This window comes from Methylobacterium sp. C25 (assembly GCF_021352225.1).
Lineage (GTDB): Bacteria > Pseudomonadota > Alphaproteobacteria > Rhizobiales > Beijerinckiaceae > Methylobacterium.
This window is the reverse complement of record NZ_JAAUVI010000019.1, coordinates 13,630-40,551: the sequence shown is the minus strand read 5'-3', so window position 1 is coordinate 40,551 and position 26,922 is coordinate 13,630. Positions and strand designations below refer to the sequence as shown.

The following is a 26,922-nucleotide window of genomic DNA, read 5'->3' as shown; positions in this document are numbered from 1 at the left end:
AAGGATGTCCCTCCGAGAGCTCGAAGACGATCACTTTGACGAGCGAGAGTAGGAGTCTCCAGGCTCGAGACGGCTCGGATCAGCTTGAAAGGCCTTGAACGCCAACTTGAGAAATTTTCAATCTCTGGATATTTTAGTTGAATTATTTCAAGATACAAATGAGTGTTATCCTGCAGCTATGAGTATGCTCAAATAGAAGCGAAGCGATTGGAGGTATCGAGGCAAAGCATCACGACCTCGGGTAGCAAAAGAACATCGCGAAAAAATCCAGCATTGCCGCGCGCGATGAAAATAGACCTTACAACAAAGCCAACGCCAAACAGAAATATGAGCGACAGACAATCATAAAATCAAAATAAAAAACAACACAAAAGCGCGAATAAAAAAATTATCGCACGGAGGGAAACGTGGGCCTGGACACACCATTGCTGGAGGTCGACGGCGTGACGCTCCAGTATAAGACGCCACAGCACCTGGTCACCGCGACCTATCGGGTCGATTTCAAGGTCTGGCCGAGCGACCGCTTCGTTCTTCTGGGTCCATCGGGCTGTGGAAAATCGACCCTCCTCAAGGCGGTCGGCGGCTACATGGCCCCGACCGAAGGTCAGATCCGATTGCGTGGGCGTCTGGTAACCGATCCAGGTCCCGACCGCATGATGGTGTTCCAAGAGTTCGACCAACTCCTGCCCTGGAAGACGGTGAGGCAGAACGTCGTCTTCGCCCTCGAAGCCTCCGGACGCCTCACGGGCCGCGAGGCCGAGGAGCGCGCACGCCACTACATCGACAAGGTCAATCTCACGAAGTTCGCCGACAGCTATCCCCACATGCTGTCGGGCGGAATGAAGCAGCGCGTCGCCATAGCCAGGGGCATGGCGATGGAACCGGACATCCTGTTGATGGACGAGCCGTTTGCGGCCCTCGATGCCCTGACCCGGCGCCGAATGCAGGACGAGTTGCTGAGCCTTTGGGAGGGTACGCGCTTCACGGTCCTCTTCGTCACCCACTCGATTCCCGAGGCCATCAAGATCGGCTCGCGCATTCTTCTGCTCTCTCCCCATCCCGGAGAAGTGAAGGCGGAGCTCAACACCGCAACGTCGCCGAGCGAAGCGATGGAGTTGGAAGGCCGTATTCAACACATGCTCTTCGCTGAGCAGATCGAGGAGGGCGAGAATGTCTAGCGTCGTGCACCGTCTCCATTCCGCGCCTCTCGACACGACGAGACAGAATCCCGCCAGGCCCGAGTTCATACGGCAAGATCCAGTCGGCCAGCCCACGACCGTCGTCGAGAAGCCGCTCTCATTCGCCGAGCGCCTATACAATCAAGCCTGGCTTCGGAAACTCGCAATTCTCGCGGTTCTGGCGGTGGCCTGGGAGATCTACGGCCGCTACCTCGACAACGACCTGCTGTTTCCGACCTTCTCGGCCACCGTTTCGGCCTTCCTGAAGGGGATGGCCGACGGCACCCTGCCGGCACGGATCTGGGGATCGCTCAAGGTCCTGCTCATGGGCTACGCGGTCGGCGTCGTTCTGGCGACGATTCTTACGGGCATCGCCATAGCGTCGCGCATCGGAACGGATCTCCTCGAGACCCTGACCTCGATGTTCAACCCGCTCCCGGCGATCGCGCTTCTGCCGCTTGCTCTGATCTGGTTCGGACTCGGAAATGGCAGCCTCGTCTTCGTCCTGGTCCACTCCGTCACCTGGGCCATCGCTCTCAACACCCATTCGGGATTTCTGTCCGTCAGCCGAACCCTGAAGATGGTTGGCCGGAACTACGGCCTCACGGGTGCGAGTCTGATCCGGAAAATTCTGATCCCGGCAGCCTTTCCGAGCATTCTGACCGGTCTCAAGGTCGGCTGGGCGTTCGCATGGCGAACCCTGATCGCCGCCGAGCTCGTCTTCGGCGTCAGCTCGGGGTCAGGGGGACTGGGATGGTTCATCTACGAAAACAAGAACATGCTCGACATTCCGAACGTGTTCGCCGGCCTCCTGACCGTCATCCTCATCGGCCTCGTCGTCGAGAACCTCATCTTTCAGACCATCGAACGCAAGACCATCGGCGAATGGGGCATGCTGACCTGACGGTCTCCCCACGAAAACCAGAACTGAAGATCGCCTTGGGGTGGATGCGAATGAAACCGAGACACCTGATCGGATCGATCGGCGCGATTGTGGTTCTCTTGGCGAGCGTCACGGCGGCATCGGCCGAGGTCGCGACCGTGCGGCTCGCCCGGCAATTCGGCATCTCGTATCTGCCTTTGACCCTGATGCAGGAGCTGAATCTGCTGGAGACGCGCGCCAAGGAGCAGGGCCTCGACGTGAAGACCGAATGGCTGCGCTTTACCGGCGGTTCGGGCATGAACGAGGCATTGCTCGCGGGGAATCTGGACTTCGCTTCGGGCGGCGTCGGGCCGTTTCTGACGATCTGGGGGCGAACGACCACCAACCTGAAGGTCAAGGGCGTCGCCGCCTTGAATGCGATGCCGCTCTGGCTCGTTTCCGTAAATCCGAACGTGAAGTCGCTCAAGGATCTCGGCCCCGGCGACAAGATCGCGCTGCCGACCGCGAAGACCTCGATTCAGGCCATCACGCTGCAGATGGCGGCGGCGAAGATGTTCGGGGAAAAGGAAGCGAGCAAGTTCGATTCGCTGACCGTTTCGATGGGCCATCCCGATGCCCAGATCGCCATGCTCGGCGGGAAATCAGAGATTACGGCCCACTTCGGCTCTCCCCCGTTTCAGGAGGAGGAGATGAAGGATCCGCGAGCGCACAAAATCGTCGATAGCTTCGACGTTCTGGGCGGCCCGCACACCTTCAATCTCGTCTGGGCCTCGAGCAAGTTCGTATCAGCCAATCCAAAGGTGACGGCAGCGTTCGTTGCCGCTTTGGGAGACAGCCTGAAGCTGATCCGTGACGATCCGGCTAAGGCTGTGGCGATCTGGATAAAGGCTGAGAACGTGAAGCTGAGTCCTGCAGAGGCGGCAGAGATCCTCAAGTCGCCCCAGAACGAGTGGACCACTCGTCCAAAACGGATGCTGTCGTATCTGGAATACATGAACCGGGCAGGGCTCGTTTCAGCGAAGGCTTCCAGCGAGGCGGAACTCTTCTTCCCGAGTGGATCTGTGACGGGTCCGGGGGAGGGGGCAGACGCCCGCTGACCGGCAGCGCCGCCCGGCGCCGACGATCGCCGCGGATGTCAGTTCGCGTGGAGCGACAAGAGCCGCCGTGCCTCCGCCGCCCTCGCCACGGGCCGTCCGCGACTTTCCGCCATGTCCGCCACACGGGACACGAGCTCCGCATTGCTGCGAGCGAGCCGGGTGCGGTCGAAGCGCAGGTTGTCTTCAAGTCCGGTCCTGCAGTGGCCGCCGAGATCCAGGCACCATTCGTTCATGTCGAGCTGCGCGCGGCCGATACCGGCGCCGGCCCAAGTCGCATCCGGCATGATCTCGCGCAGTTCCGAGACCAGGAACTCGAGCAGGCGCCGCCGCGGGGGCAGGGCGTTCGGCACGCCCATCACGAACTGGACATGCACGGGCGCCCTGAGCAGGCCGCGATCGAGCAACGCCTTTGCGCTGTAGAGCATCGCCGCATCGAAGACCTCAATCTCCGGCTTGACGTCGTGCTCCAGCATGGAGCGGGCGAGATCCTCAACGAGTTGCGGCGGATTCTCGTAGATCTGGTTGGGAAAGTTGACCGAGCCTGTCGAGAGCGAGGCCATGTCCGGCCTCAACGCGATGCAGCGCCCACGCTCCGCCTGGCTGCGCCCCCGTCCGCCCGTGGAGTGCTGGACGATCATGTCGGGGCAGTGCCGGCGCACTCCTTCCTGGACTTCCCGGAAGAGCTCAGGATCGGAGCTAGGGCTCTCGTCGGGGTTGCGGACATGGATGTGCGCGACCGCGGCGCCTGCCTCGTAGGCCTCGTGGATCGCCTCGATCTGCTCCGACGGGCGCACCGGCACCGCGGGCGAGTCCGCCTTCCTCGGGATCGCACCCGTGATCGCCACGGTGATGATGACGGGATCGGTCACGGGCTGTTCCTCGAATGGCTCACAGCATCGGCCGGGCCGATGCAGACCACCTGACCGACGCCCGAAGCTGTGGCGCGTTGCGGCCGATTGCGCCGATCATGGCCTTGTCAGATTTCGGATTGCAAGATGATTCATTTCGGTATTTGATATTTTTGCGATGAAGAGGAACCATATTGCCGGCGCTTCTCGAAGCGTTGTCACTCGGTCGGCGAGAGCCACAACGGACGGCGCGGACCAACTCGCCTTGCCGGTCACCGACCCTATCCCTTCGTCCGGGACGTCGAGGTGGCGCATGTGCCGTCAAGCGGATTGGATCTGACGATGACGGGACGCTTGAACGGGTCGACGGCGATCGTGACGGGCGGCGCCAAGGGTATCGGGCGTACGACCGTTGAGATGTTCCTTGCAGAGGGAGCCCGGGTTTGTGCCTTCGATATCGAGGCGCCGGGCTCGGTCAGCGTTGCCGAAATGCGCGCCGCCGTCGCGGCCTCGGGTGACCGGTTCGTCTATTCGCGCGTCGACGTCACGTCCGAGGCGGATGTGGCGCGCGGGGTCGAGGAGGCGATCGATTCCCTGGGCGGGATCGACATCCTCGTGAACAACGCGGGCAAAGGGCCCGACCCCACTCCGATCGAGGACCTGTCTCTCGCCGACTGGGACGCTACGCTGCGGCTCAACCTCACGAGTGCCTTCCTCTGCACGCGAGCGGTGATCCCACACATGAAGCGGCGCGGGTCGGGCCGGATCATCAACCTCTCGTCGCAGGCCGGCCGCAGCAAGAGCGAGGTCTCAAACCTGCCCTATGCCAGCGCCAAGTCTGCCGTACTCGGCTTCACGCGCAACCTCGCCCATGAGGTCGGGCCGTTCGGGATCAGCGTCAATGCCGTCGCCCCCGGCGTGACCCTGACTGGACGCGTCGCTGACAAGCTCGCGCGACGGGCGGATCGCGAAGCCCTCGCTGAGGCGATTCCCCTGCGCCGCTTTGGAGGTGCGCGCGACATCGCCGGCGCCATCCTCTTCCTCGCCTCGCCGGATGCAGCCTACGTCACAGGCGCGACGATCGACGTGAATGGCGGGCGGACCATGATGTGACGTGCCGCGGAGGTCTATCGTGCGACGGTTAGCAATCGGTCTTGCAGCCCTGCTCCTGATCTGCGGGCCAGCGCCTCGCGCGCGCGCCGAACAAGGCGAGTTGCGGATCGCCTACCAGTTCGGCCTGCTCTTTCTGCCCCTCGTGATCATGGACAAGGAGAAGCTTGTCGACGTCGCTGCGCGCGAGGCTGGGCTCGGTGACCTGAAAACCAGTTACATCCAGATGGCCGGCGGTAGCGACATGAACGGCGCGCTACTGTCCGGGGCGATCGACATCGGTTCCGGAGGTGTCCCACCGTTCCTGATCATGTGGTCGCGCACCCGCGGCAACGCCGACGTTAGAGGCGTCGCCGCGATGTGTGCGATGCCGATCAACCTCAATACGCGTGATCCGAACCTGAAAAGCATCGCGGACCTCACGGACCGCAACAAGATCGCGATGCCCGCAGCACGGGTTTCGATCCAAGCAATCATGCTTCAGATGGCGGCCGAGAAAGCATTCGGCCCAAAGGAATTCGGCCGTCTCGACAACCTCGGCGTCAGTCTTTCTCACCCGCTGGCGATGTCGATGCTGCTCTCGGGCCAGGGCGAGATCGATCTCCACTTCGCCTCTCCGCCCTACAACTACCAGGAACTCGAAGATTCCCGGATCCACTCGATCCTGAACTCGCACGACCTCTTGGGGAACGCGACCTTCGAGGTACTTTGGGCAACGCGGAAATTCGTCGAGGGCAACCCGCGCCTGTACACGGTCTTCGTCACGGCCTTCCAGCGCGCCGTCGATCTCATCAATCGCGATCCCCACCGGGCCGCCGAAATCTATCTTCGCGATTCCAAGGAGAAGCTGACGGTCGAGCAGATCGTCCGGATCTTGAAGGATCCCCAGGTCGAGTACACGACCACCCCAAAGCATATCGACCGCTATTCCGACTTTCTCCACCGCACGGGGCAGTTGAAGGCTCGTCCCTCCGGCCCGGATGATCTGTTCTTCCCGCGCCCCGATGTAGCCGACCGGTCGGCCAAATGAATTCAAAGGAATTTCACGGGGAGGGGGCAGCGGGAATGTCGGACATCAATCGAGTTGCCGTCGTCGGCTGCGGCACCATCGGGATGAGTTGGGCAAGCCTGTTTCTCGCGCACGGGTTGGATGTCCAGGCTTATGATCCGGTGCCGGGGCGGGAAGCGTCCCTGCGTAACTTCATCGCCGCCGCGACCACGTCCATCGGCCGTCCTGTGCCTGCCGACACGGCCGCGTTGCGGTGGTGCTCCGAACTCGGGGATGCTGTCGGCACGGCACAGTTCGTCCAGGAGAACGGGCCCGATGCCGAGGATGCGAAGCGGACCCTGCTCGCCGCAATCGACCGGCTGACTCCCGCCGACGGTATCATCGCGACGAGCACGTCCTCGCAACTGCGAAGCGCAATCACGGCAGAATGCGAGCATCCGGACCGGCACATCGTCGCCCATCCCTTCAACCCACCGCACCTCGTCCCTCTCGTGGAGATCCTGGGCGGTGCCGATTGGGCCGTCGAGCGTGCGACCACCCTGTACCGGCGCCTCGGGCGGCACCCGATCGTCATGCGCCGCGAGATGCGAGGTCACATCGCCAACCGGCTGACCTCCGCCCTTTGGCGCGAGGCGTTGTTCATCTTGCAAGAAGGCGGCGCGAGCGTCGCCGATATCGACGACGCGGTACGCTACGGTCCCGGTCTGCGCTGGGCCATCATGGGCCCGTACCTGACCTACCATCTCGCTGGAGGTCCGGACGGCATCGGCCACTTCCTCGACCATCTGTTGCCGGGCCATGTGAAGCGCTGGGCCGACCTCGGGACGCCGGTCCTCGACACGGATCTCAAGGCGAGGATCGTGCAAGGAGTGCTCGACGCTCTCGGCGAACGCTCGATCGCGGATTGCACGCGCGAGCGCGATGCGATGCTCGTGGCTCTCGCCTCGCTCGGCGCTACGACGGACGAACGGCGAGGCGACGCTCGTGGAGACTCATAGATTGCTGAGATTGCGAGCCCTGGGTTTCGTTCGCCGGACTGCTTCCGCTAGCAGTATTGTGCGTAGTCGAATGATCGTCCCTGCATTAGCTTATCCGCGGATCGCCCCGAGGGGTTGATCCCGCCTAGGAGTACCGGCGCATCATGGACAGGATCCAGACCCGTATCGACGCCGACCCGAGCTGGACCCGTCGCAGGCTTCTACGAACGGGGGCATCGGTAGCGGCTATCGGGTCCGGACTTCTTGGAGCGAGTCCGGCCCGCGCGGAGGCATCTGAGCTGCGGATCGCCAAGCAGCCGGGGCTGTCCTACCTGCCGGCCACGGTTGCCGAGCATCTTGGCCTCGTCGAAAAGCAGGCCAAAGCTGCAGGGCTTCCCGACGTCAAGGTCAGCTGGACACGGCTGACGAGCGGCGGCGCAAGCAACGATGCGCTGCTCTCGGGCGGCGTCGACATGGTGATCAGCGGCGGCCCGAACATGCTGATCCTCTGGGGCAAGACATCCGGGCGGGTGAAGGGTGTCGTCTGCACCGGCGCCTTGCCGATGAAGCTCATGAGCAACAATCCGAAGGTTCACTCGCTGACGGACTTCACGGATACGGACCGGATCGCCACGCCGACGATCCGGGTCGGAACTCAGCCCACTGTTCTCGGCATCGCGGTGGAGAAGGCCTTCGGCCTGGGCGCCCTCGAGCGTTTCAATGCGATGACGGTTGCGATGGGCCATCCCGACGCAATGATCGCCCTGCAGAACAAGGGCAGCGTCACGGCGCATTTCTCGCTGCCGCCGTTCCAGGAGCAGGAACTCGCGATGCCGGGCGTGCACACGGTGCTCGACTCGGTGGACGTCATGGGCGGCCCGATCACGAATGGTTGCGTGTACAGCACCACGACCTTCCACGACGCCAACCCGAAGCTGACTGCCGCCTTCGTCGCCGCGATCCACGAGGCGATCGCGCTGGTCGGGCAGGACAAGCACCGGGCCGCCGAAAGCTATCTCGCGGTCAACAAGGAAAAGATCTCGGTCGACGAGTTGGCAGATCTCATCGGACGACCCGAGATGGTGTTCTCGGCGGCCCCCGCGAACCTATTGCCTGCCGCACAATTCTTCTCGCGAGCCGGCTACATCAAGCAGAAGCCGACGGACTGGCGCGAATTCTTCTTCCCTGAGGTTCACGACCTACGCGGCAGCTGACAAAGGGAGGGCGGTCGCGGACGCGCCTGATTGAACGAGACAGACGCCGATCAGCCAGACTAGCAAGAAAAAAGGAGACCGCTTTCGAGGACCACTCGGCGGCGGAAGCGGGTCGAAAGCCGTTGCGGCTCCAAAGTTCGCTTCCCTTGCGGTATGGCCGCTTCGCGCGCGTTGCGGGCGTTCGACCAGCTTTCATGAATTTTCGGGAGCTCACATTCGACCGTGGCACGCAATCTCTGAAGTCGGTTGCGCAATGCTCGCGCTCCGCCGCCAACGCGCCTCAGGCCTCGACATGCTGGTGAAATAGAAATCTTTAGAGATGCCTCTTAAATCCGAATCAGATTCATAATTTCTTGCTCGATAATTTCTGGCTTATCCCGATGGGGAAAATGGCCGACATCGGAAATATTTGTGATACCTACCGGACCATGACTGTATTGAGCAATCAGCTCTGCTTGCCGCGATGATCCGTAGGGGTCCTTGTCGCCTTGGATAATTGCGATGGGCACCGTCACACCGCACAGCGCCGGCACGATGCTCCAGTCTCGGCGTAACGGCGCTAGCCACGCATCGCACCAGCCGTAAAACGCTCCTTCGACATCGTCGTGACGCCGAGCGAGGGCTCGACGAAGCCCACCCCTTTCGAATGCTGCCTTCGCTTGCTCGATTCCCGCCAGGGTGACGTCTTCGGCAAAGACATGCGGGGCGATCAGCACAGCACCATGAATCCGTGGATCGCCGGTTGCTGCGGCGAGCGTGGCGATCGTTGCACCGTCCGAATGGCCGATGAGAACACAGCGATGGATGCTGAGAGCGTCCAGGATCGCCGGAAGGACGTCACGTGCCTCGCGCTCGAGATAGTCGAGCGGTCTTGGCCGCTCCACTGGGCTCGATGCACCGTAGCCCTGCCTCGTATAGGCAACGGCACCTAGACCCGTCTCTGTCACGAGCCGCAGCATCAGCCCGGTCCAGTCTTGGGCCGAGCCGAGGCCCTCGTGGAGGTAGATTAGCGTCGGACCGGCCTGCGGACCGGGACCGGCACGTAGCAGCTCAAGTCTGACTGTGCCGAGTTCCAGAAAGGCGGCCGATACTTCCGGCATATCGCGATCCGTGCGCGCGCCACGTACCCCGTCAAGCGCCGTGAACCTCGCGCCAAGCCACACCGCTCGAGATGACGGCATTGAGGTCGACCTCGGCCTCCCCGGGCACGCGAATGCGCTTGAATTTCATTTCGGGCGCTGCCAGCGGAATGGTGGCATCGAGCCCCATCTTCGCGCCTACGCCCTTATCCGTCGAGGGATCGAGCTTCGAGCTTTGCGCATTGTGGATGATGACGAGGTCGCGGTCGGCCTGGAAGCGCGTTGCCACGGCCCACTCGACCTCCTGCGGGTCATGGATGTCGACATCGGTATCCACAACGACCGCGTGCTTGATGTCGTAATGCGCCGCGAAGGCACCGAGCAGCACGTTCTTACCCTCGCCGTCCTGCGTCTTCCGCAGCTTGACGTAGAGGTGGTAACGCCCGACGCCGCCGAGCGAGAGATGCACGTCCTCGACGCCCGGAAAGCTGCGCTGCAACGTCGCCAGGATCGTCGCCTCACGCGGGATCGCGCCGAGCAGGAGATGCTCCAGGCCGCCACCGACGATCATGTGGAAGATCGGGTTCGTCCGGTGCGTGACGGCGTCGACCTGCATCACGTGCCGATCTGCCCGCTCGCCGTAGTACTGCGGGAACTCCCCGAACGGTCCTTCCGGTTCGCGCACCGTCGGCAGCAGCCGGCCTTCGATGACGATCTCGGCTTCAGCCGGCACTCGCACGTCGTTCGAAACGCACTTGAGGACGTCGAGTGGCGCCCCGCTGAGCGCGCCTGCGATCTCGAGCTCGTCCCGGCCGAGCGGCACGATCGCCTGGCTCGCCAGCAGGCAGGCAGGATCCACGCCGATAACGAGCGCGACCTCAAGCCCTGTCCCGGAAGCCTCCGCCTTTCGGAAGAAGTTGTCAGTATGACGCGGCAGGACCAGAACGCCGATGCGATCCGGGCCGCTCACCTGGCAGCGGAGGATTGCGACGTTCTGCACGCCGCTCTCCGGATCACGCGAGATCATCAGGCCAGCGGAGATGTAAGGGCCGCTATCGTGCTCGTTCATCGTCGGCACGGGGAACAGTTCGAGCACGTCGATCCCCTCGCAGTGCACGACCTCCTGGGCCGGCCCCGTCTCGCGCTCGCGCCAAGGCAGAGGCTCGGCGGCGGATCTCTGGTAATGCGCGATCAGCCGGTCCTCGGTGACACCGAAGGCTTCGGCCATCCACGAGCGGCTGGAGACGAGGCCCGACACGACCACGCCCGGGTGGCCACCCGGCTGCGGGAAAAGGGTGGCCCTGCGGCCATCCATGCGGTTCGCGATCGCGGCCGCCTCGTGCCTCAACCCGATGCCCGGCCGTGCGATACCGAGCCGCCCATCGCTGGCGAGACGATCGAGCCATTCCCGAAGGGATCGAACCGGCCGAACGTCGCCCATGGGGATCATCCTCACCTCGCTGGCGCCCCTGGTTGGACGCCTTGCCGCGTCCCTTTGGTAGGCCTCTGGCCGTAGTCGCAGAAGTCATGAATGGTGATGTGGACAATCAGCCTAGCTGAAGGTCGTCGTGGGTGCCGGTCCGGCCCTTTCCGGCTGTAGATAGGGAAGGGAGGCCTCAGCGAATGGATCTTCGCCAGATCTCGTATTTCGTGGCGCTATTCGAAGAGCGCAGTGTGACCCGTGCGGCCAAGCGCATGCACGTGGTCCAGCCGGCGCTCAGCATGCAGATCGCCAAGCTCGAACAGGAGCTCGGGTTACGCCTGTTTGATCGCCTACCAAAGGAAATGGCACCCACGGCCGAGGGCGGTACACTCTATCGCCTCGTTCAGCCGATCCTGCGCGACGTCGCCGATGCCCGCACGACGATGGCCCGGCTCTCGAAGACCGTCTCGGGCCGAGTCACCGTCGGCATCCTCTCGTCCCTTTCGATGAGTGTGGTGCCAAACGTCCTGTCCCGGTTCACCTCGGCCTATCCCGACGTGGAACTCTCGCTGGCCGACGGGTATTCCAGCATCTTCATCGAGGGCGTGAGCTCGGGCGCGCTGGACCTCGCGGTCATCAACCGTCCACCGAAGAAGATCAGTCTCGTCATGGAGCCTCTCCTCGAAGAGGAGATGGTGGTGGTCGGCGGCCGCGACACCGTGCTGCCCATCGAGATTCCGGTGCAGACCCGCGACTTGCCGCAGCTCGACTTGGTATTGCCTTCCAAGAGGCACGGCCTTCGCGTGGAGATCGATCGCCGGCTTGCGGCAGAGGATATCGCACTCGCTCCGCGCATCGAGCATGATCTCCCACCGGCCATCGCCGACTACATCGCCCAGTCGAACGCCTTCACGGTCCTGCCGAGCCTTGCTGTGCGACAGCACCTAGCGGCAGGCATTCTGAAGGCCTACCGGATCGTGAAGCCGCGGATCATCCGGCACTTGGTGGTTGTCCATCACCCACAACGACCGATGTCGGCGGCCGCCCTCAAGCTGGTGGAGATCCTGAAGGAAGAAATCGACGTCGCGGCAACCGCGTTGCGAGACGTCGTCGTGGGCGACACCTGATGCCGGCGATCAATCAGCCTTATTCGACCACGGCGACGGGGGTCGGATAAGCTGCCTCGATGAGTGCCCCGCTTCCCCTCGTCGTCGGCATATCTGGCGCTTCCGGCGTCGTCTTCGGGGTGCGTCTGCTCGAGATCCTTCGCGAACTCGGCGTGCCGGCCTATCTCGTGATGTCGCGCTCGGCGGAGATCACGCTCGCCCACGAAACCGACCTCAAGGTCGCCGACGTGCACGCGCTTGCGCAGAGGACCTACGCGCAATCGGACATCGCAGCGGCGATCTCCTCCGGTTCGTTCCGCACCCAGGGCATGATCGTCGCCCCCTGCTCGATGCGTAGCATGGCCGAGATCGCGAGCGGGGCGACGACGGGCCTGCTTACCCGGGCTGCCGACGTCACGCTGAAGGAACGCCGGCGGCTGGTGCTGCTCGTGCGGGAAACGCCCCTGCATACGGGCCATCTACGGACCATGACCGCGCTCTCGGAGATCGGGGCGATCATCGCGCCGCCGGTTCCCGCCTTCTACGCGCGGCCGAAGGATCTCGATGAGATGATTGATCACACGCTCGGCCGTACGCTCGACCTGTTCGGGATCGAGAGCGGACGCGTGCGGCGCTGGCGGTTCGACGAGGCCGATGGTCAAAGCCCGCGAAAGGCTTCGAGCAAGCGCGCGACCGGCTCATCCGCCAATGGACGTTCGCGCGCCGCGCCGTAGGTCGCGAGCGCCCAGCGCGCGGTGGTCTCCCTGTCGATCGTAGCGCCCACCGGAGGCGCGTCGGCGAACAGAGCGGCTTGGACGAACCGTTCGGCCCTAAGTTCGGCGGCCTTGACGTCTTTGCGCAGGCTTTCGGTCTCGAAGTCTGGAAGAAGCGGGCCCTTCATCGCGCGGCGCACGGCGCGCAGCGGCTCGACCACGGCCCTCCGCCAAGACGAGACCCGCCGGTCGGCCTCGGCGATCGCACCGGCATCGAGAGGCCGCTTCGTCGCCGCACACCACAGCAGGTAGAGCACGACGTTTACGTCGACGCCCGACTCGTCCTGCAGCGTTAGGCAGGCTTCGGCGACGCCCGGTCGGCCGTAGAGGTCGAGGGAGAACAGCCAGAGCGGGTCGTCGGGCATGTCCATCAGCCGGTCCCGGCGCGTTCGAGGTTGCCGCGCGTCTCAGCGCTGAGGAAGGCACCAAGCAGAAATGCGAGCGTCACCCCCGTGAGAAAGATCGCAAGCGTCATCGGGATCTCTGCCGGCCCGGCGGCGGTGAGCGAGACCAGGGCCGGCAGGATGCCACCCAAGGCGAAACCGATGTTCCACGAAAGCCCGGTTCCGGTCGCCCGGAGTGCGGTCGGGAACGTCTCGTTGAGGAAGATCAGGAGGGGCGCGTAGCTCGCATTGGCGACGAAGGAGAGGAGGCAGGCGCAAGCGCCGATCAGCAAAACGTTCTCGGTTCCAGCCATGATCAGGTAGAGCGCGGGAAAGGCGAGGAGGCGAACCGCACCCATCAGCAGCAAGCTCGCGCGACGCCCGATACGCTGGCTGAGTTCGCCCACCGAGCAGGCTCCGAGAGCCGCCGCGATATTGGCTCCGACCAGGATCATCGAGGCGGTCGCGTTCGGCACGTTGTTCACGAGCTTGAGGAAAGTCGGCAGATAGCCCGAGGTCAGGTAGTAGGCCGCGCCGCCGCCGAAGGAGACCAGCACCGTCAGCAGGAAGGTCGGCAGGCGCTCCGCCGAGAACAACGTCCGGATCGGCGAGGCCTGCGCGGGAGTTCCGGCCTTCTGGTTCGCCTTCTCGGCCTGCAGCTTCTTGAAGATCGGCGATTCTTCGAGGTTGCGGAAGATCACGAGGCCGACCACCGAGGTCAGCAGACCCGAGAAGAACATCAACCGCCAGCCCCATTGGGCGAAGGCCTCACCGGGTGCGATCGTCGAGACGACCAGGAACACGAGCGAGGCCAGCAGGCCGCCGATCGCCGAACCACCGCCGCCCACCATGCCCGAGATCAGCCCGCGCCAGCGCTCGGGCACGGATTCGGTGCCGATGGTGTGCGAGGCCGCCACCACGCCGCCGACGAAGATGCCCTGCACTACGCGAAACAGCAGGAACACGACGGTCGCCGCCGTCCCGATCTGCGCGACCGTCGGCAGGATGCCGAAGATCGCCGTCGAGACGCCGACGCCGACCACCGCGATGGTCAGCGCCCGCTTGCGGCCGAAGCGGTCGGCATAGGAGCCGAACAGGGCCGAGCCGAGCGGCCGTACCAGCAGCGTGACCGCGAAGGAGGCATAGGCGCCAGCCAGCGACAGCATCGGCTTGTCGCCGGGGAAGAACAGCGCGCCGACGACAGGCGCGACGTAGAGCAGGATGAAGAGATCGAAGAGGTCGAGCCCCCAGCCGAACAGGGAGGCGAGCGCCGCCGTCATGCGCTGACGATCGGTCGGGGCCGATGACGTGGCGCCTCCCGGCGATGGTTCGGCTGCGATCTTCAGTGCTCGACCCTCCCTGATCCGGTGATACTCAAGAGCCCTTGAACTTCGGCGCGCGCTTCTCGTGGAAAGCCTCGACGCCCTCGCGGAAATCGTCCGACTGGCGCAGGCGGCTGTAGCAGTGGCCTTCGAGCTCGATGGCGATGGCCAGCGTCGAATCCTCGGTGTCGTTGAGGAGCTTCTTTGCGGTCCGCTGGGCGATCGGCGAGAAGGCGCGCAGCTCGTCGACGAGCGCGTCCACGGTCTTCTCGAGATCGGCATCGGGCACGCATTCCGTGGCGATGCCCCAGTCGAGGGCCTGGCGGCCGGGGATGCGCTTCGAGCGCATCACGATGTCCTTGGTGCGCGTGATGCCGACGATCTTCTGCAGGCGGGCGGAGCCGCCGGAGCCGGGGATCTGGCCGAGCTTCTGCTCGGGCAGCGCGTAGCGGCAGGTCTCCGACACGATGCGGAAGTCGCAGGCCAGCGAGATCTCGAAGCCGACGCCGAAGGTGTAGCCGCGGTTGGCCGCGATCACCGGCTTCGAACAGCGTGCGGGCGCGGCGATATTCCAGGCGAGCTTCGAGACGTGCTCGGGCGACGCCTCCAGGAAGCCCTTGATGTAGCCGCCGGAGGAGAAGTGTTCGCCCTCGGCGCGCAGCACGATCACGCGCACGCGGTCGTCCTCGTCGAGCGCCTCGAAGACGCGGCGGATCTCGTCGCGCTGGGGCATCGCGATTACGTTCATCGGCGGCCGGGCGAGGATCACGTCGGCGCGTTCACGGGCCGGGTCGATCTCGACGCGAAAGCCGTCGAGGTTGCTGAGGCGGGGATCTGTCGTCATCGGGCACTCGCTGGGTTTGGTCTTTGGCGGAAAGGGTCAGGCGGCGGGTTTCGCGTCGTCGCCCTCGGCGGCGAACTCGCCCGCCACGAGGTGTCGGCGCAGCAGCTTGCCGACCGGCGATTTCGGCAGCTCGGACACGAAGACGTAGCGGCGCGGCAGCTTGTGGCTGGGAAGTCCGGACTGGCGGCAATGGGCGTCCAGAGTCGTCCCGTCGACGGACGACGCGCGCTTCACGAAGGCCGCGACGATGCGGCCCCAGCGCTCGTCGGGCAGCCCGACGATGGCGACTTCGGACACGGCCGGATGAAGCGACAAACAGCTCTCGATCTCGACCGGGGAGACGTTCTCGCCGCCGGTGATGATCATGTCGTCGATGCGGCCGGTGACGAAGAGGTCGCCATCCTCGTCGACGAAGCCGGTATCGCCAGAGAAGTACCAGCCGTTGCGGAAGGCCTTGGCGTCGGATTCGGGACGGCGCCAGTAGCCGGAGAAGGCCTCGTCGCCCGAGGCGATGACGGCGATCTCGCCCTCTTCGCGTGGCTTTGCCATCGCATCGGGTGTATCGTTTCCGATCGGCGCGACACGCACCATCGTGTTGAGACCGGCCCGGCCGGCCGAGCCCGGCTTTGTCGCGGCATCCTGGTTGATCGTGAAGGTGTAGACCTCCGACGAGCCGTAGTGATTGACGAAGAGATCCGGCCGGAAAGCCTCGGTGAGCCGCTTGAGCAGGCCGTCCGTCATCGGAGCACCGGCAAAGCCGAGCTTGCGCACCGACGAGACGTCGGTCTCCGCGAAATCTGGGTGGTGCACGACGTCATGGTAGAGCGTCGGCACGAGGTAGAGGTTGGTGACCTTCTCCGCCTCGATCAGCTTCAGCGCCCCGGCCACATCGAAGCGCGGCAGGCACACGAAGGTGCCTCCGATCAGCGACATGGCGAGCAGCGAGCGCACCCCCATCGTGTGATAGAGTGGCATGACGCCGAGCGTACGCTCGCGATGCGCGTAGAGGTTCTGCGCCACGTGGGCCAGCGCGGCCGCCCGCTCCGCCTGATGCGAGCGCGGCACGCCCTTCGGCTTCGCCGTCGTGCCCGAGGTGTAGAGCATCACCGAGGTGTCGGAGATTTTGGCGCGCGGCTTGGCCGGGGTGGCATTCGTCACCAAGATGTCGGCGAAGGCAGTCTCGCCGCTCATCGGTTCGATCCCGACGGCGACACGCGGCAGGGCTGCCGTGGAGGTCGCGGCACGTGCGTGCTCGGCGGAGACGGGCTCGAACACGATCGCCCTGGCCTCCGAGTTCTCGACCGCGAAGTCGACCTCGTCGGCCTTCGCCCGCCAGTTGATCGGCGTGATGACGATCCCGACGAACTGGCAGGCCCAGTGCAGTGTCGCCGCCTCGAAGCGGTTTTGAAGCACGGTGACCAAATGGTCGCCGGATTTCAGCCCGAGTTGCTCCAGGCCGGCAACGGCAGCCGAAATGGTCTCGAACCATTCGGCATAGGTCAGCCGCCGCTCGCCATCGACGATGGCGATGGCCTTCGGGTCCCGCGACACGCTCGCCAGGAAGCTGGCTCCGAGATCAAGCATGGCCGTCGGTCCTCGATGTCTTTGCCTCGCCGGTGCCTCGCGTGTCGCCTCGCATCTCCGCGGCCGCCTCCAGCGCGGCCGCGATGATCGGGGCATAGCCCGTACATCGGCACAGGTGACCGCCGATCACCTCGGTGATCTCTTCGCGGGACGGGTCGGGATGACGGAAGAGATGGGCGTCCAGCGACATCAGGATGCCGGCGGTGCAGAAGCCGCATTGCAGGGCGTGATGCCGCCGGAACGCCGCCTGCAGCACGCCGAGCCGGCCCGGCGCCGGCCCGAGACCCTCGACGGTCCGGATCTCGGCGCCCTCGATGGCCACGGCCAAGGTCAGGCAGGCACGGGCGGGCGCGCCGTCGATGGAAATGGTGCAGGCGCCGCAGACGCCGTGCTCGCAGCCGACATGGGTGCCGGTGAAACCGAGGCCGTAGCGCAGGGCGTCGGTGAGCAGCATGCGCGGCTCGACCTCGACCTCGGCCGGGGCTCCGTTCAGCGTGAAGGAGACGATGTGGCGCCGCTTGGCGTCGAGCCGGCTCATGCGGCGTCCCTCCGATTGGCGCGCTCGGCGGCCTGTTCCAGGACCTGCCGGCCGAGCTTGCGCACGAGGTCGCGCCGGAAGCGCGCGGTCGCGTGGACGTCGTCGCCCGCGCCGAGCTCCCAGGCGAAGGCGTTGAGCGCGTCGTCGAGGGCGGAGCCGTCGAGCGCGCCGAGATCGCGCGCGAGCGGCCGGTCGCCGACGCCGCCGACGGCGAGCCGCATCCGGCCCTGTTCGACGACCGCCGCGCAGGCGGCGATGGCGAAGTCGCCGTGGCGGCGACCGACCTCGGCGAAGGCGTAGCCGGTGCCGGGCCTGATGGTCGGGAAGGCGATGGCCTCGATCATCTCGTCGTCGGCCTTGTCGGTCAGCATCATGCCGACGAAGAAGTCCTCCGCCGCTACGCTGCGCTTGCGCTTGGCCGAGCGCAGCCGGACCGACCCTTTCAGCGCGACGAGGCAGAGCGGGATCTCGGCGCTCGGATCGGCATGGGCGACCGAGCCGCAGAGCGTGCCGCGGGCCCGCGTCTGGACGTGGCCGACCCAGGGCAGCGCCAGCGAGAGCAGCGGAACCTCGGCGGCGAGGCCGGGACGCGCCAGCATCGCCGCCTGCCGCATCCCGGCGGGGGCAACGAGGCTGCCTTTCTCGACTGCAGGGCTCGCGAGTGCGGCGATCCGCATCACGTCGACCACCACCGCGGGCTTGGCGAGGCGCATGTTCAGCATCGGCAGCAGCGACTGGCCGCCAGCCATGATCCGCGCGTCGGAGCCGTACTGCTTCAAGGCGGCCAGGGCCTCGTCGAGGCTCTCGGCGCGGATGTAGTCGAAGGGAGCGGGCTTCATCGGCCGATCCCCAGCATCGCGAAGATTCGTTTCAGGAAGCCCGGCCCGCCCCGGCCCCCGCCGGCCTTGCGGGCAAGCGCCGAGAAGAAGCCGCCGATGATGACGCGCGAGGCGCCGTCGAGCAGGCGCCCGCCCACCGCGGCGGCCTTGCCGCCGACATGGGCTTCGTAGGTGTAGCCGATCCGCGTGCCGCCCCCCTCGATGGGCTCCAGGGTGATGCGGCCGTTGCCGCCGCCATTGCCGAGGCCGCCCGTCACCGTGCCCGACAGGGTCGCGGCCCGCGGCGCATCGAGGTCGGTCAGTTCGACATCGGCCTTGTAGCGGCCCTTCACCGGCCCCACGCCCAGCGTCACATCGGCCTTGAAATGCGTGTCCGAGAGCTTCTTCACACCATGCGCGCCGGGGATGACGGAGGCGAGCACGTCCGGATCGAGCAGCATCGCCCAGACCTTTTCCGGCGGGGCGGCGACCTCGGCTTTGCCTTCGCCGCGCATGGTGCGGTCGCCCGGCTTGGTCGACGCCTTCGGTTTGTCGTGGCCCGGGGGAGGGGCCGGCTCGTCGCCGGCGGCGGCGAGGGCCGCGATCTTGGCGGGCGTCAGAGGCAGGTCGATCGCCTCGATCCCGAGGGCATCCGCCACCGCGTTGGCGAGGCAGACCGGCGTCGACATGCAGTTGCCTTCGCCGACGCCCTTGGCGCCGAGCGGCGTGAAGGGGGAGGGGCTCTCGACATGGAGCACCGTCAGCTCCGGCACCTCGGTCGCCGTCGGCAGCAGGTAGTCGGCCAGCGTACCGGAGAGGAAGGCGCCGTCCTGCCCGTAGGACAGCTCCTCGTAGACGGCCGCGCCGAGCGCCTGGGCGAAGCCGCCGCGCACCTGCCCCTCGACCATGCCTGGGTGAAGGATGCGCCCGCAATCGTGCATCGTGACGTAGCGGTCGATGCCGAGCTTGCCGGTGACCGGATCGATCTCGACGCCACAGAAATCGAAGATGAAGCCGTGGCAGAGCGAGGAGTTGATACCGTCCGCCTCGTCGGGCGCGGTCAGCTCCGGAGGCGTCCAGAACACGGTCTCGCGGATGCCGCCCTCGACATCCTCCGGCACGAGGCCCGGCGACCAGTGGCTCGTCGCGGCGACGCGGGCGAAGGGCAGCGAGACGTCCGGATTGTGCCGCGACGTCACGCGCCCCTCGGCGAAGACGAGATCGTCGGCCACGACGTTGAGCTGGGCCGCCGCGATCCGCGCCAGCCGGCCCCGCAGCTTGACGGCGGCGAGTTGCGCGGCACCGGCTACGGCGGCAGCGAACCGGCTCGAATAATTGCCGGAGGCGATCGACCAGGCATCCTTGGCCGTGTCGAGCTCGGTCACGACGCGGACCAGGCTCATCTCAAGACCGAGCGCGTCGGCCACGACCTGCGCGAGCACGGTGCGGTGACCCTGGCCCTGCGGGGTCGAGGCGACCTGCACGGTGACACTGCCGACCGGATCGATGGTGATCGAGGCGGTGGCCTGCGCGCCGTTCTTCGGGCCGGCCTTGGCCCGCTCCTCGGGCGTCAGGACCGTGGTGATGTAGCCCATATTCGAGACACTGGGCTCGACCGCTGCGGTGTAGCCGATGCCGTAGAGCCGGCCCTCGGCACGGGCCGCGTCTCGGCGGCGCTTGAGTTCGTCGAGGCCACCGTCGCGGGCGGCCACGGCGAGGGCTTCCTGATAGTTGCCACTGTCGTATAGGGCGCCCGTCGCAGTCCGGTAGGGGAAGGCATCGGCCGGGATCAGGTTCTTGCGGATCACCTCGAACGGATCGCGCTTCAGCATCACGGCGATGCGGTGCATCAGGCGTTCGAGCGGGAAATAGACCTGCGGTCCGCCGAAGCCGCGCACCAGCCCGGTCGGCGTCTTGTTGGTGAGCACCACGCGGTTGCGGATCGCGACGTTGCGGATCGCGTAGGCGCCGGTGAGGTTGCCGTGCATCCGGTAGAGCGTGGCGGGCTCCGGCGCGCGCAGGTAGGCGCCGCAATCCTCGAGCTGGTCCCAGTCGAGGGCGGTGACGACGCCCTCGTCGTCGAAGGCGGCCTTGAGGGTCGTCACGCGGTTCGTCGCCGAAACCGAGGCGGCGAGATGCTCCAGCCGGTCCTCGACCCATTTCACCGGGCGCCCGACCAGCCGGGACGCGGCCGCGATCAGCACCGCATAGGGCGCGACGCCCTGCTTCACGCCGAAGCTGCCGCCGGAATCCGGCGGCGTCCTGATCCGCAAGCGATTGCCGGGCACCTTGAGCGCCCGCGCCATCACCGTGTGGATGCTGAACGGGCCCTGGAAATTGGCGAGGACGTCGTAGCTACCGTCCGTCGGCTCGTAGGTGGCGACGAGCCCGTAGGTCTCGATCGGCGAGCCGGTGTTGCGTGGGTAGTGGACCGTCACCGAGAGCTGGTGCGGCGCTTGTTGGAAAGCCGTTTCGGGGTCGCCGTAGCGAAAACTCCGCTCGCTCACGAGATTGGCGCCGACGCCCTCGTGCAGCACGTGCGCATCGGCGGCGAGTGAGGCCTCGGGATCGACCACGGCCGGCCGCAGCCTGTACTCGACCTCGACGAGCTCGGCGCCGTCCTCGGCGAGGTAGCGGTCGCGGGCGATCACCACGGCGACGGGCTCGCCGACATAGCGCACGCGGTCGGTGCCGATGACCCGCGCATCGACCTTGGCCCGCACCGCGGGAACGAGGCCGGTGGTGATGTCCTGGATGTCCGCGCCGGTGACGACCGCGATCACGCCCGGCAGCGCCAGGGCCGCGCTCTTGTCGATCGCGACGATGTCGGCATGGGCGTGCGGCGATCGCAGGATCGCGGCGTGCAGCGTGCCGGGCGGCGTGCCGAGATCGTCGACGTAGCGGCCGCGGCCGGTCAGCAGCGCGGCGTCTTCCACGCGCTCGATCGATAGTCCGACGTGACCCATGGGCTCGATGCTGAGCAACCGTCTCCTCCCGGAGCTCTTGCGGGCTCCATGCACGAAGAGAGACTAGGCGCGCGCCGGGGGAGGGACCATGCCGGGGCGGCCCCGCGGCTTACCAATCCGTCTCATTAATGAGCCGGCGCACCCCGGCGTGCGATCCTGCGGAAGGCGCTTGGCGGCACGCCGACATGGTCGCGGAAGAAGCGCGAGAAATGCGCGGGCTCGCCGAAGCCGAGCCGCGTGCCGAGTTCGCCGATCTCGTCCTCAGCACCGACCAGCGCCTCGACGGCGCGCTCGACGCGGATCGCGTTGAGGAAGACGTTGGGCGAGGCGCCCGTCATCATCTCGAACTGCCGATAGAAGTGCGCCCGCGACAACCCGGCCTCGCGGGCGAGGGTGCTGACGCCGCCAGCCGCGCCCGGGTTCTCCCGCATCCGCTCGATGGCGCGGCGCACCCGCCAATCGGAGGCCGGCCGGGCCGCGTCCCGGCTCGAGCCACCAACGTCGCGCCAGGCCGTGAAACGCTCGATCACCGCGATCATCAGGCGGGACAGGAGCTCGTCCTGGATGTGGTTCGAGCCCGAGGCGTAGATCAGCTCCGCCGCGAGATCCTGGGTGATGGCGCGGATCGCGGGTGTGGTGGCGCCGGTGGCGCGCTCGAAGAAATCGGGCGCGCCGCTCGCGGCCCAGTTCGGCCGGAAGCCGCGCAGCCAGTCCGGCTCGATGTAGAGCGCGAGGATCACCGCCTTCTCGCGCGCCGGGTCATGGACGTAGGCGTGGGTCTCCCAGGCATTGACCAGCACGAGCTGGTCGTCGGTCAGCGAGACGAGCCGGTCGCCGACCAGGAACTGGGTGTCGTCGCCATCGACCTTGAGCAGCACGTGGCAATGCGGATGGGCATGCCGCACCAGCGCCCTGTCCATGTCGAGCAGGGCGACGCGGCCGAAGGCGCCGTGGGTGATCTCAAGCGCTTGCGACATGCCGGATAACTCGCGGGCCTGCGTTTCGGCTGCAGCGCGTCCCTTTCATCGCTCAGGCCCGCCCGGGATCGTCGCTCGGGACGGCATGGCCCGGCAGGTCGCGGGCGCCGTCACCCTTCAGGAAGTGGCCCAGCACCATCACGACCAGCGGGATGCCGAAGGCGATGTAGGCGTTGTCGACGCCGTAGGGATCGCCGGCCAGGAACCAGCCGACCGTGCAGATCAGCGAGGCGACGATGCTGACGACCGCCGCCTTGCCGCTGCTGAAGCGCGGGGCGAAGAAGGCGAAGAGCACCAGCACGGCCAGCGTCGCCCTCAGCGACTTCGCGAGGAAGGTCACCTTGAGGATGTCCGGCGCGTAGATGGCGAGCGGGATCGGCAGCAGGCCGACCGCGATGGTGGCGAACCGGACGAAGGCGAGCGAGCCGCGTCCCTCGCCGGCGAGCGGCAGGTAGAAGTCCTTGTAGATCAGGGTCGCCGCGCCGATGCTCAGCGCCGAGATCGTACCAAAGAGCGAGCCGGCCACGCCCGCCACGACGATGGCGGCGAGCCCGCTATCCATGCGCGCGATGAGCTGCGGCAGGGCGTCGATCGGCTTGATGCCCGGCAGGGCCGCCGAGGCGCAGACTCCGACGAGGGCGGCGAGGATGCCGAAGGGCACCAGCAGCACGGCACAGTAGAAGCTCGCTTTCCGCGCGGTCTGCCCATCCGGCACCGTGTTGATCGCCTGGATGACGTACTGGGTCGAGAAGACCGCGCCGATGCCGGCGATCAGCCAGGCGCAGATCTGGGCCCAGCCGACCTTGTCGACCGAGAACATGTCGGGCGGCACCCGCAGGGCGAGCTCGCTCGGGCCGCCGACGAGCCAGAGGCCGAAGCCGGCGGCGACGAGGATGCCGAGATACTTCACCATCGCGTGGACCACGTTGGTGTAGATCACCGAATGCATGCCGCCGACGCCGACATAGAGCGTCGAAACGATGCCGGTGATGACGATGGCGGTGGTGCGGTCGACCTTGAGCAGGCCGGCCAGGATCGAGCCGCCGCCCGCATAGGTCGAGATCGCCACGATCTGCAGCGCGAAGATCATGATGACGGAGGTGGCGAGCTTGGTCGGCCGTCCGTAAGCGTGGGAGAGAGCGCCCGAGATCGTGTTCTCGCCGAGATCCTTGAAGCGGCGCGCGAGAAAGACGGCGTAGAGGACGAAGCCGATGCCGAGCGCTGCGATGTTCCAGGCGGCGGACAATCCCGCCTTGTAGGCAGTCTGCGTGGTGCCGACGCTCGCGGCAGTGCCAATGAATTCGGACATCAGCAGGAAGCCAATGAGGAAGGCGGGATGACGTGTGCCGCCCGTCGTGAACTTCTCGGCGCTCTTGGCGTAGCGCTTCGCCCAGAGGCTGATCAGCCCCATGCCGAGCATGTAGGCGAGGGTGAGCCCCAGAACCAACCAATTCGACTGCATCGCCTGCCTTCAGCGCACGGCAAGCGGATCCGTCGTGACGGTTCTCGGCGTGCCGTTCCCTCCCGAGTATGCTCGCCGCCCCAAGGGGTCTGGCCGGCATACTTCACATTGATAGACACACAATGAGGTGATGCGCCGAGCTTGCCAAAGTGCGATTGCTTATTTGCGCGATCATCGCAGCTGATATGCGCAGCCAAGCATGCCGCGAGCACCAGAGAATGGCTTAAGAATTCTATTACTTTGGCATATCATTCAAGAATACTTGCTCAAATTTTCGCTAAGCTCACATCAGGACAGGTGGCAACCTGCATCGGCGGTCATTCACCGAGGCGCGCGCTCGGCGAAGTCGTCCCGGAATTCCTTCAACTCGACCGCGTTGAGGTCCGACACCGCCCAGAAGGTCAACCCGGCCTGTTGCCAGCCCATGAAGTTGTAACCCTCGATGGCGCCGGATTTCGGCCCCTGATGACCCGATGGCCAGAGGAATAGATTGATGACGTGCTTGTGCCGCTTGTAGATCAACGCCGCAACAACCCGGTTGTCGACGTAGTCGAGACGGCCGCCGACCAGCGGGAAGCCTTGGTCGGCGAGATCGATCACCGGTGGTGAGAAGTCGATCTTGCCCAAGAACCACGGCTTCACCGTGTGCTGATCCGAGGTCTGAACGTCGGTCAGGTGGCTTGCCAGCAGTGATCGGACATGACCGGCTACAAGTTGCTTTGAGAGATCGCCGCCGTCATCCGGGCGCGTGATCATGACTGCGAGGGCGAGGCTGGCCGCGATGGCGAGCCCACTTGGTACCATGGCCCAGCCCTGTGCCGCTTCGCGCAGCCGCGAAAGCCAGCCGCGTCCCGCCGCAGGTCTCGTCGGAGCCGTGCGGCCCTCTTCCTGGGCGAGCGAGGCGATGATCCTCGCGCGCAGATCGTCGGGCGCGCGCCAAGCGACGCCGTCGCGCGCGAGTCCTGCGCGGAGCGCGCGCAACTGGTCGAGCTCCGCGGTGCAGGCTGCGCATCGGGCAATATGGTCTTCGCAGCGCAGAACGTTGGCCGCGTCCAGCTCACCGTCGACCAGAGCGTGGAGCAGCGCGGTTTCTGGACAATGCGGATCGGTTTGGCGCGTCATTGCCGTTCCTCGCCGCTGCGGCTGCGCCAAGCCTCGCCGAGCATCTGCCGAGCCCGGGCGAGCCGCGACATCACCGTGCCGATCGGTGTCGCCGTGATGTCGGCGATCTGCTTGTAGGAAAGGTCGTCGAACTCGCGCAAAACCAGAACCTCACGGAATGAATCCGGCAGCGCCTCGATCAGCCGGCGAATCAGACTCGCTTCGCTGTCGCGCACGAGCGCGGATTCGGGGGTCTCCTGATCGGGATCGAAGAGTTCCCGGTCCGGCGTCTCGGTGTCTGGCATCTCCCCGGCTTGCGCGGCCGGAGCCAGCGGCTCGCAGAGAGCGCGGACCCGGCTTCGCTCGCTGGCCCAGCTACGCACGCAGTTGCGCACGATGGTGAGCAGCCACGCCCTGGCATCGCCTCCGCGGAAGCCGTCGAAGGCTCTGAAGGCGCGCAAGAAGGCGTCCTGCACGATGTCGTCGGCGGCATCTGCGTCCCGGGTCAGGAAGCGGGCGAGATTGTAGGCGGCATCGAGATGCGGAAGCACCGTCTCTCGGAAGCCCGCACCGCCGGCCGAAGAGGCGGCTTGCGCACCGGGCACCGGCCGTGCGGATGCTCCGGAAAAGGCAGCGCCTTCGACGGTCGACATGGCGAGAATCCGCCAGGACGCGATGCGCCGTCCCGCGGCGTCGAGCCAGGTCGAGATGGTGAAGGGAGACCAGATGCCCCCTGGCCATCCGGCCCCAATCAGCGCGTCCGCTCTCACGAGACCGCTCCCGCATCCGTTGCCGACATGGGCGAAATCGTGCCGGCTCAGCCCGCCGGGGCCTTCACCACGACCTTGCCGGTCATGTGCGGGTGCAACGAGCAGAAGTAAGGATACTCCCCTGGCGCATCGAAGGTGAAGGTGTAACGATCGTCGGTATCCAGGGCCTTCGAGCGGAAGAGCTTGGTCTGCGAGACCACCGTGTGTGGGATGTCGTCGCCGTTGATCCAGATCACCTTTGTGCCTGGCGCAACCGTCACCGTCTCTGGGCCGAAGGTGAAGTTGTCGATGCGGATGGTGACGGGCTCGCCGGCCATTGCAATTGACGAAGCGGCCAGAGCTACGATCGGCAGGGCGAGGGCGGCAGCGAGCCTTTCTCGGATGTGCGCACGTATGAGGGCGGATGCCAAGGTCATGGTAGACTCCTGATCGAGGGGAGGGCGGTCAGCCGGCGAGCGGAGTGTCGATGACGGCAAGCGGTTCGTTGCCGTGCACAAGGCTGACGCTGGCAATGCCGAGATGCTGGCGCAGCTCGCCGGCCGGCACCTTCATCGGCCCCGGCGAGGGGGCGCTTCCCGGCGCCGGTTGCGGAAAGGCCGTCGAGCGCGCGGTATGGAACGCGATGGTGCCTTCGACCTTTTGGATGATCTGGTGGATGTGCCCATTCAGCACCGTCACCGAGCCGAAACGCTTGAGCAGCGCGAGGGCACGGGCACCGTCCTGCGTACCCCAGCCCCATTCGGGATAGACCGTCCAGAGCGGGATGTGCGCGAAGACGACGATGGGCTTACTCGATGAAAGCCCCGCGATATCCTTCTCTAGCCAGTCAAGTTGCTCGGCGCCGAGATTGCCGAGGCCGCCTGCCTTCAGGTCGACGACGTTGACGAGACCGATGAAGTGCACGCCGTTCTGGTCAAAGCTGTACCAACCGGCGCCGCGTGAGCCTTTTCCGTAGCGGTCGAGATAGGCGCGGCCTGGTTCGTCATCGAGCAGGTCGTGCTCACCGGGCACGTAGAACATCGGCACGCCGGTCTCGCGAAGGATCTGGTCGGCATCGTCGAACTCCCGATCCTTCGACAAATGGCTGATGTCGCCAGTGTGAATGATGAAGGATGGCTTCTGCGGCAACGTGCGGATTTTCTCGACCGCCTCGCGCAGGGTGCCCAGCGCATCCGGGTTTGCCGGCTTGTTGAAGCCCACATGGCTGTCGCTGATCTGGAGGAAGCTGAACGGCGCCGGAGATGCCTCCGCCGCCAGCGCCCGCTCCAGCCCCACAGCTCGCGGGAGGCCGCCTCCGAGCGTCCAGAGGAGGCCAGTGCCTGCCCAGACCATACACTCGAGCGCGCCGCGGCGACTCGGCCGCGTCGGGTCGTCGTTCGGGTCCGTGGGATCATGCATGGTCCGGCTCCGTCTGTTCGGGGGACATCGACGTCCCTTGCGGATCCAGACCGGCCCCGGCC

General features: G+C 65.8%; 25 protein-coding genes. 9 read left to right on the top strand and 16 right to left on the bottom strand.

Annotation, left to right across the window (positions count from 1 at the left end):
• Window positions 1–413 precede the first annotated feature (413 nt).
• Genes HCU64_RS24595 through HCU64_RS24585 form a run of 3 tightly spaced genes read left to right on the top strand, consistent with a single transcriptional unit; the run spans window position 414 to window position 3,158 of the window.
• A complete protein-coding gene (locus HCU64_RS24595) occupies window positions 414–1,178 on the top strand; it encodes an ABC transporter ATP-binding protein (protein WP_233387087.1) in 765 nt (254 codons plus the stop codon).
• Entirely contained in the window at window positions 1,171–2,082 is a 912-nt protein-coding gene (locus HCU64_RS24590) for an ABC transporter permease (protein WP_233387065.1), read from the top strand. The genes HCU64_RS24595 and HCU64_RS24590 overlap by 8 nt, the downstream gene beginning before the upstream one ends.
• Window positions 2,064–3,158 (top strand): ABC transporter substrate-binding protein, encoded by a 1,095-nt coding sequence (locus HCU64_RS24585; RefSeq protein WP_325170024.1) that lies wholly within the window; start codon window positions 2,064–2,066, stop codon window positions 3,156–3,158. The genes HCU64_RS24590 and HCU64_RS24585 overlap by 19 nt, the downstream gene beginning before the upstream one ends.
• 38 nt (window positions 3,159–3,196) lie before the next feature.
• Here HCU64_RS24585 and HCU64_RS24580 read toward each other — a convergent pair whose 3' ends face one another.
• On the bottom strand, window positions 3,197–4,027 hold the full coding sequence (locus HCU64_RS24580) for a 3-keto-5-aminohexanoate cleavage protein (RefSeq protein WP_233387064.1): 831 nt from the start codon (window positions 4,025–4,027) through the stop codon (window positions 3,197–3,199).
• A gap of 321 nt (window positions 4,028–4,348) precedes the next feature.
• Between HCU64_RS24580 and HCU64_RS24575 the strand changes: the two genes are divergently transcribed.
• The 4 genes from HCU64_RS24575 (at window position 4,349) to HCU64_RS24560 (ending at window position 8,316) form a co-directional block, all read left to right on the top strand.
• On the top strand, window positions 4,349–5,119 hold the full coding sequence (locus HCU64_RS24575) for an SDR family NAD(P)-dependent oxidoreductase (protein WP_233387063.1): 771 nt from the start codon (window positions 4,349–4,351) through the stop codon (window positions 5,117–5,119).
• A gap of 19 nt (window positions 5,120–5,138) precedes the next feature.
• Complete coding sequence (locus HCU64_RS24570) at window positions 5,139–6,146, top strand: ABC transporter substrate-binding protein (RefSeq protein ID WP_233387061.1); 1,008 nt, start codon at window positions 5,139–5,141, stop codon at window positions 6,144–6,146.
• 35 nt (window positions 6,147–6,181) lie between these two features.
• On the top strand, window positions 6,182–7,123 hold the full coding sequence (locus HCU64_RS24565; protein WP_233387060.1) for a 3-hydroxyacyl-CoA dehydrogenase NAD-binding domain-containing protein: 942 nt from the start codon (window positions 6,182–6,184) through the stop codon (window positions 7,121–7,123).
• A gap of 143 nt (window positions 7,124–7,266) precedes the next feature.
• Complete coding sequence (locus tag HCU64_RS24560) at window positions 7,267–8,316, top strand: ABC transporter substrate-binding protein (RefSeq protein WP_233387059.1); 1,050 nt, start codon at window positions 7,267–7,269, stop codon at window positions 8,314–8,316.
• 326 nt (window positions 8,317–8,642) lie between these two features.
• Here HCU64_RS24560 and HCU64_RS24555 read toward each other — a convergent pair whose 3' ends face one another.
• Both HCU64_RS24555 and HCU64_RS24550 read right to left on the bottom strand, forming a co-directional pair.
• Window positions 8,643–9,416: an alpha/beta fold hydrolase gene (locus HCU64_RS24555; RefSeq protein ID WP_233387058.1), complete on the bottom strand. Its 774-nt coding sequence runs from the start codon at window positions 9,414–9,416 to the stop codon at window positions 8,643–8,645.
• A 31-nt stretch (window positions 9,417–9,447) separates the two neighbouring features.
• A complete protein-coding gene (locus HCU64_RS24550) occupies window positions 9,448–10,836 on the bottom strand; it encodes a UbiD family decarboxylase (protein ID WP_233387057.1) in 1,389 nt (462 codons plus the stop codon).
• A 182-nt stretch (window positions 10,837–11,018) separates the two neighbouring features.
• Between HCU64_RS24550 and HCU64_RS24545 the strand changes: the two genes are divergently transcribed.
• Complete coding sequence (locus HCU64_RS24545) at window positions 11,019–11,945, top strand: LysR family transcriptional regulator (protein ID WP_233387056.1); 927 nt, start codon at window positions 11,019–11,021, stop codon at window positions 11,943–11,945.
• Between the two features lie 59 nt (window positions 11,946–12,004).
• On the top strand, window positions 12,005–12,658 hold the full coding sequence (locus HCU64_RS24540) for a UbiX family flavin prenyltransferase (protein WP_233387055.1): 654 nt from the start codon (window positions 12,005–12,007) through the stop codon (window positions 12,656–12,658).
• Here HCU64_RS24540 and HCU64_RS24535 read toward each other — a convergent pair.
• The 13 genes from HCU64_RS24535 to HCU64_RS24475 form a co-directional block, all read right to left on the bottom strand.
• Window positions 12,583–13,068 carry a TIGR02444 family protein gene (locus HCU64_RS24535; protein WP_233387054.1) on the bottom strand — a complete coding sequence of 162 codons (486 nt, stop codon included), beginning with the start codon at window positions 13,066–13,068 and terminating at the stop codon, window positions 12,583–12,585. The genes HCU64_RS24540 and HCU64_RS24535 overlap by 76 nt on opposite strands.
• Window positions 13,068–14,360: an MFS transporter gene (locus tag HCU64_RS24530; RefSeq protein ID WP_233387052.1), complete on the bottom strand. Its 1,293-nt coding sequence runs from the start codon at window positions 14,358–14,360 to the stop codon at window positions 13,068–13,070. The genes HCU64_RS24535 and HCU64_RS24530 overlap by 1 nt, the downstream gene beginning before the upstream one ends.
• Before the next feature lie 94 nt (window positions 14,361–14,454).
• Window positions 14,455–15,246 carry an enoyl-CoA hydratase/isomerase family protein gene (locus tag HCU64_RS24525; RefSeq protein WP_233387051.1) on the bottom strand — a complete coding sequence of 264 codons (792 nt, stop codon included), beginning with the start codon at window positions 15,244–15,246 and terminating at the stop codon, window positions 14,455–14,457.
• Window positions 15,247–15,282: 36 nt separating this feature from the next.
• The gene (locus HCU64_RS24520) at window positions 15,283–16,830 is read right to left on the bottom strand and encodes an AMP-binding protein (RefSeq protein ID WP_233387050.1); all 1,548 of its coding nucleotides are present in this window, start codon (window positions 16,828–16,830) and stop codon (window positions 15,283–15,285) included.
• Complete coding sequence (locus tag HCU64_RS24515; RefSeq protein ID WP_233387049.1) at window positions 16,823–17,368, bottom strand: (2Fe-2S)-binding protein; 546 nt, start codon at window positions 17,366–17,368, stop codon at window positions 16,823–16,825. The genes HCU64_RS24520 and HCU64_RS24515 overlap by 8 nt, the downstream gene beginning before the upstream one ends.
• Complete coding sequence (locus tag HCU64_RS24510; RefSeq protein ID WP_233387048.1) at window positions 17,365–18,207, bottom strand: FAD binding domain-containing protein; 843 nt, start codon at window positions 18,205–18,207, stop codon at window positions 17,365–17,367. The genes HCU64_RS24515 and HCU64_RS24510 overlap by 4 nt, the downstream gene beginning before the upstream one ends.
• Complete coding sequence (locus tag HCU64_RS24505; RefSeq protein WP_233387083.1) at window positions 18,204–21,152, bottom strand: xanthine dehydrogenase family protein molybdopterin-binding subunit; 2,949 nt, start codon at window positions 21,150–21,152, stop codon at window positions 18,204–18,206. Before HCU64_RS24505 ends, HCU64_RS24510 begins: the two co-directional genes overlap by 4 nt.
• Window positions 21,153–21,277: 125 nt before the next feature.
• Window positions 21,278–22,129 (bottom strand): AraC family transcriptional regulator, encoded by an 852-nt coding sequence (locus HCU64_RS24500; protein ID WP_233387047.1) that lies wholly within the window; start codon window positions 22,127–22,129, stop codon window positions 21,278–21,280.
• A gap of 52 nt (window positions 22,130–22,181) precedes the next feature.
• Window positions 22,182–23,591 (bottom strand): sodium:solute symporter family protein, encoded by a 1,410-nt coding sequence (locus HCU64_RS24495; protein ID WP_233387046.1) that lies wholly within the window; start codon window positions 23,589–23,591, stop codon window positions 22,182–22,184.
• Window positions 23,592–23,912: 321 nt separating this feature from the next.
• Window positions 23,913–24,713, bottom strand: a complete 801-nt coding sequence (locus HCU64_RS24490) for an anti-sigma factor family protein (protein ID WP_233387045.1) — start codon at window positions 24,711–24,713, stop codon at window positions 23,913–23,915.
• The gene (locus tag HCU64_RS24485; RefSeq protein ID WP_267922690.1) at window positions 24,710–25,345 is read right to left on the bottom strand and encodes a sigma-70 family RNA polymerase sigma factor; all 636 of its coding nucleotides are present in this window, start codon (window positions 25,343–25,345) and stop codon (window positions 24,710–24,712) included. The genes HCU64_RS24490 and HCU64_RS24485 overlap by 4 nt, the downstream gene beginning before the upstream one ends.
• Window positions 25,346–25,509: 164 nt before the next feature.
• Window positions 25,510–25,878, bottom strand: a complete 369-nt coding sequence (locus HCU64_RS24480) for a cupredoxin domain-containing protein (RefSeq protein ID WP_233387043.1) — start codon at window positions 25,876–25,878, stop codon at window positions 25,510–25,512.
• 28 nt (window positions 25,879–25,906) lie between these two features.
• Complete coding sequence (locus tag HCU64_RS24475; RefSeq protein WP_233387042.1) at window positions 25,907–26,860, bottom strand: metallophosphoesterase family protein; 954 nt, start codon at window positions 26,858–26,860, stop codon at window positions 25,907–25,909.
• Window positions 26,861–26,922 lie beyond the last annotated feature (62 nt).

Bases quoted from the DNA above. Each gene is read 5' to 3' on its own strand.
- HCU64_RS24495 (WP_233387046.1), bottom strand. From the start codon at position 23,591: ATGCAGTCGAATTGGTTGGTTCTGGGGCTCACCCTCGCCTACATGCTC.
- HCU64_RS24555 (WP_233387058.1), bottom strand. From the start codon at position 9,416: ATGCCGGAAGTATCGGCCGCCTTTCTGGAACTCGGCACAGTCAGACTT.
- HCU64_RS24500 (WP_233387047.1), bottom strand. From the start codon at position 22,129: ATGTCGCAAGCGCTTGAGATCACCCACGGCGCCTTCGGCCGCGTCGCC.
- HCU64_RS24545 (WP_233387056.1), top strand. From the start codon at position 11,019: ATGGATCTTCGCCAGATCTCGTATTTCGTGGCGCTATTCGAAGAGCGC.
- HCU64_RS24560 (WP_233387059.1), top strand. From the start codon at position 7,267: ATGGACAGGATCCAGACCCGTATCGACGCCGACCCGAGCTGGACCCGT.
- HCU64_RS24540 (WP_233387055.1), top strand. From the start codon at position 12,005: ATGAGTGCCCCGCTTCCCCTCGTCGTCGGCATATCTGGCGCTTCCGGC.
- HCU64_RS24520 (WP_233387050.1), bottom strand. From the start codon at position 16,830: ATGCTTGATCTCGGAGCCAGCTTCCTGGCGAGCGTGTCGCGGGACCCG.
- HCU64_RS24525 (WP_233387051.1), bottom strand. From the start codon at position 15,246: ATGACGACAGATCCCCGCCTCAGCAACCTCGACGGCTTTCGCGTCGAG.
- HCU64_RS24505 (WP_233387083.1), bottom strand. From the start codon at position 21,152: ATGGGTCACGTCGGACTATCGATCGAGCGCGTGGAAGACGCCGCGCTG.
- HCU64_RS24475 (WP_233387042.1), bottom strand. From the start codon at position 26,860: ATGCATGATCCCACGGACCCGAACGACGACCCGACGCGGCCGAGTCGC.
- HCU64_RS24550 (WP_233387057.1), bottom strand. From the start codon at position 10,836: ATGGGCGACGTTCGGCCGGTTCGATCCCTTCGGGAATGGCTCGATCGT.
- HCU64_RS24515 (WP_233387049.1), bottom strand. From the start codon at position 17,368: ATGAGCCGGCTCGACGCCAAGCGGCGCCACATCGTCTCCTTCACGCTG.
- HCU64_RS24565 (WP_233387060.1), top strand. From the start codon at position 6,182: ATGTCGGACATCAATCGAGTTGCCGTCGTCGGCTGCGGCACCATCGGG.
- HCU64_RS24485 (WP_267922690.1), bottom strand. From the start codon at position 25,345: ATGTCGACCGTCGAAGGCGCTGCCTTTTCCGGAGCATCCGCACGGCCG.
- HCU64_RS24575 (WP_233387063.1), top strand. From the start codon at position 4,349: ATGACGGGACGCTTGAACGGGTCGACGGCGATCGTGACGGGCGGCGCC.
- HCU64_RS24590 (WP_233387065.1), top strand. From the start codon at position 1,171: ATGTCTAGCGTCGTGCACCGTCTCCATTCCGCGCCTCTCGACACGACG.
- HCU64_RS24490 (WP_233387045.1), bottom strand. From the start codon at position 24,713: ATGACGCGCCAAACCGATCCGCATTGTCCAGAAACCGCGCTGCTCCAC.
- HCU64_RS24535 (WP_233387054.1), bottom strand. From the start codon at position 13,068: ATGGACATGCCCGACGACCCGCTCTGGCTGTTCTCCCTCGACCTCTAC.
- HCU64_RS24480 (WP_233387043.1), bottom strand. From the start codon at position 25,878: ATGACCTTGGCATCCGCCCTCATACGTGCGCACATCCGAGAAAGGCTC.
- HCU64_RS24510 (WP_233387048.1), bottom strand. From the start codon at position 18,207: ATGAAGCCCGCTCCCTTCGACTACATCCGCGCCGAGAGCCTCGACGAG.
- HCU64_RS24530 (WP_233387052.1), bottom strand. From the start codon at position 14,360: ATGACGGCGGCGCTCGCCTCCCTGTTCGGCTGGGGGCTCGACCTCTTC.
- HCU64_RS24585 (WP_325170024.1), top strand. From the start codon at position 2,064: ATGGGGCATGCTGACCTGACGGTCTCCCCACGAAAACCAGAACTGAAG.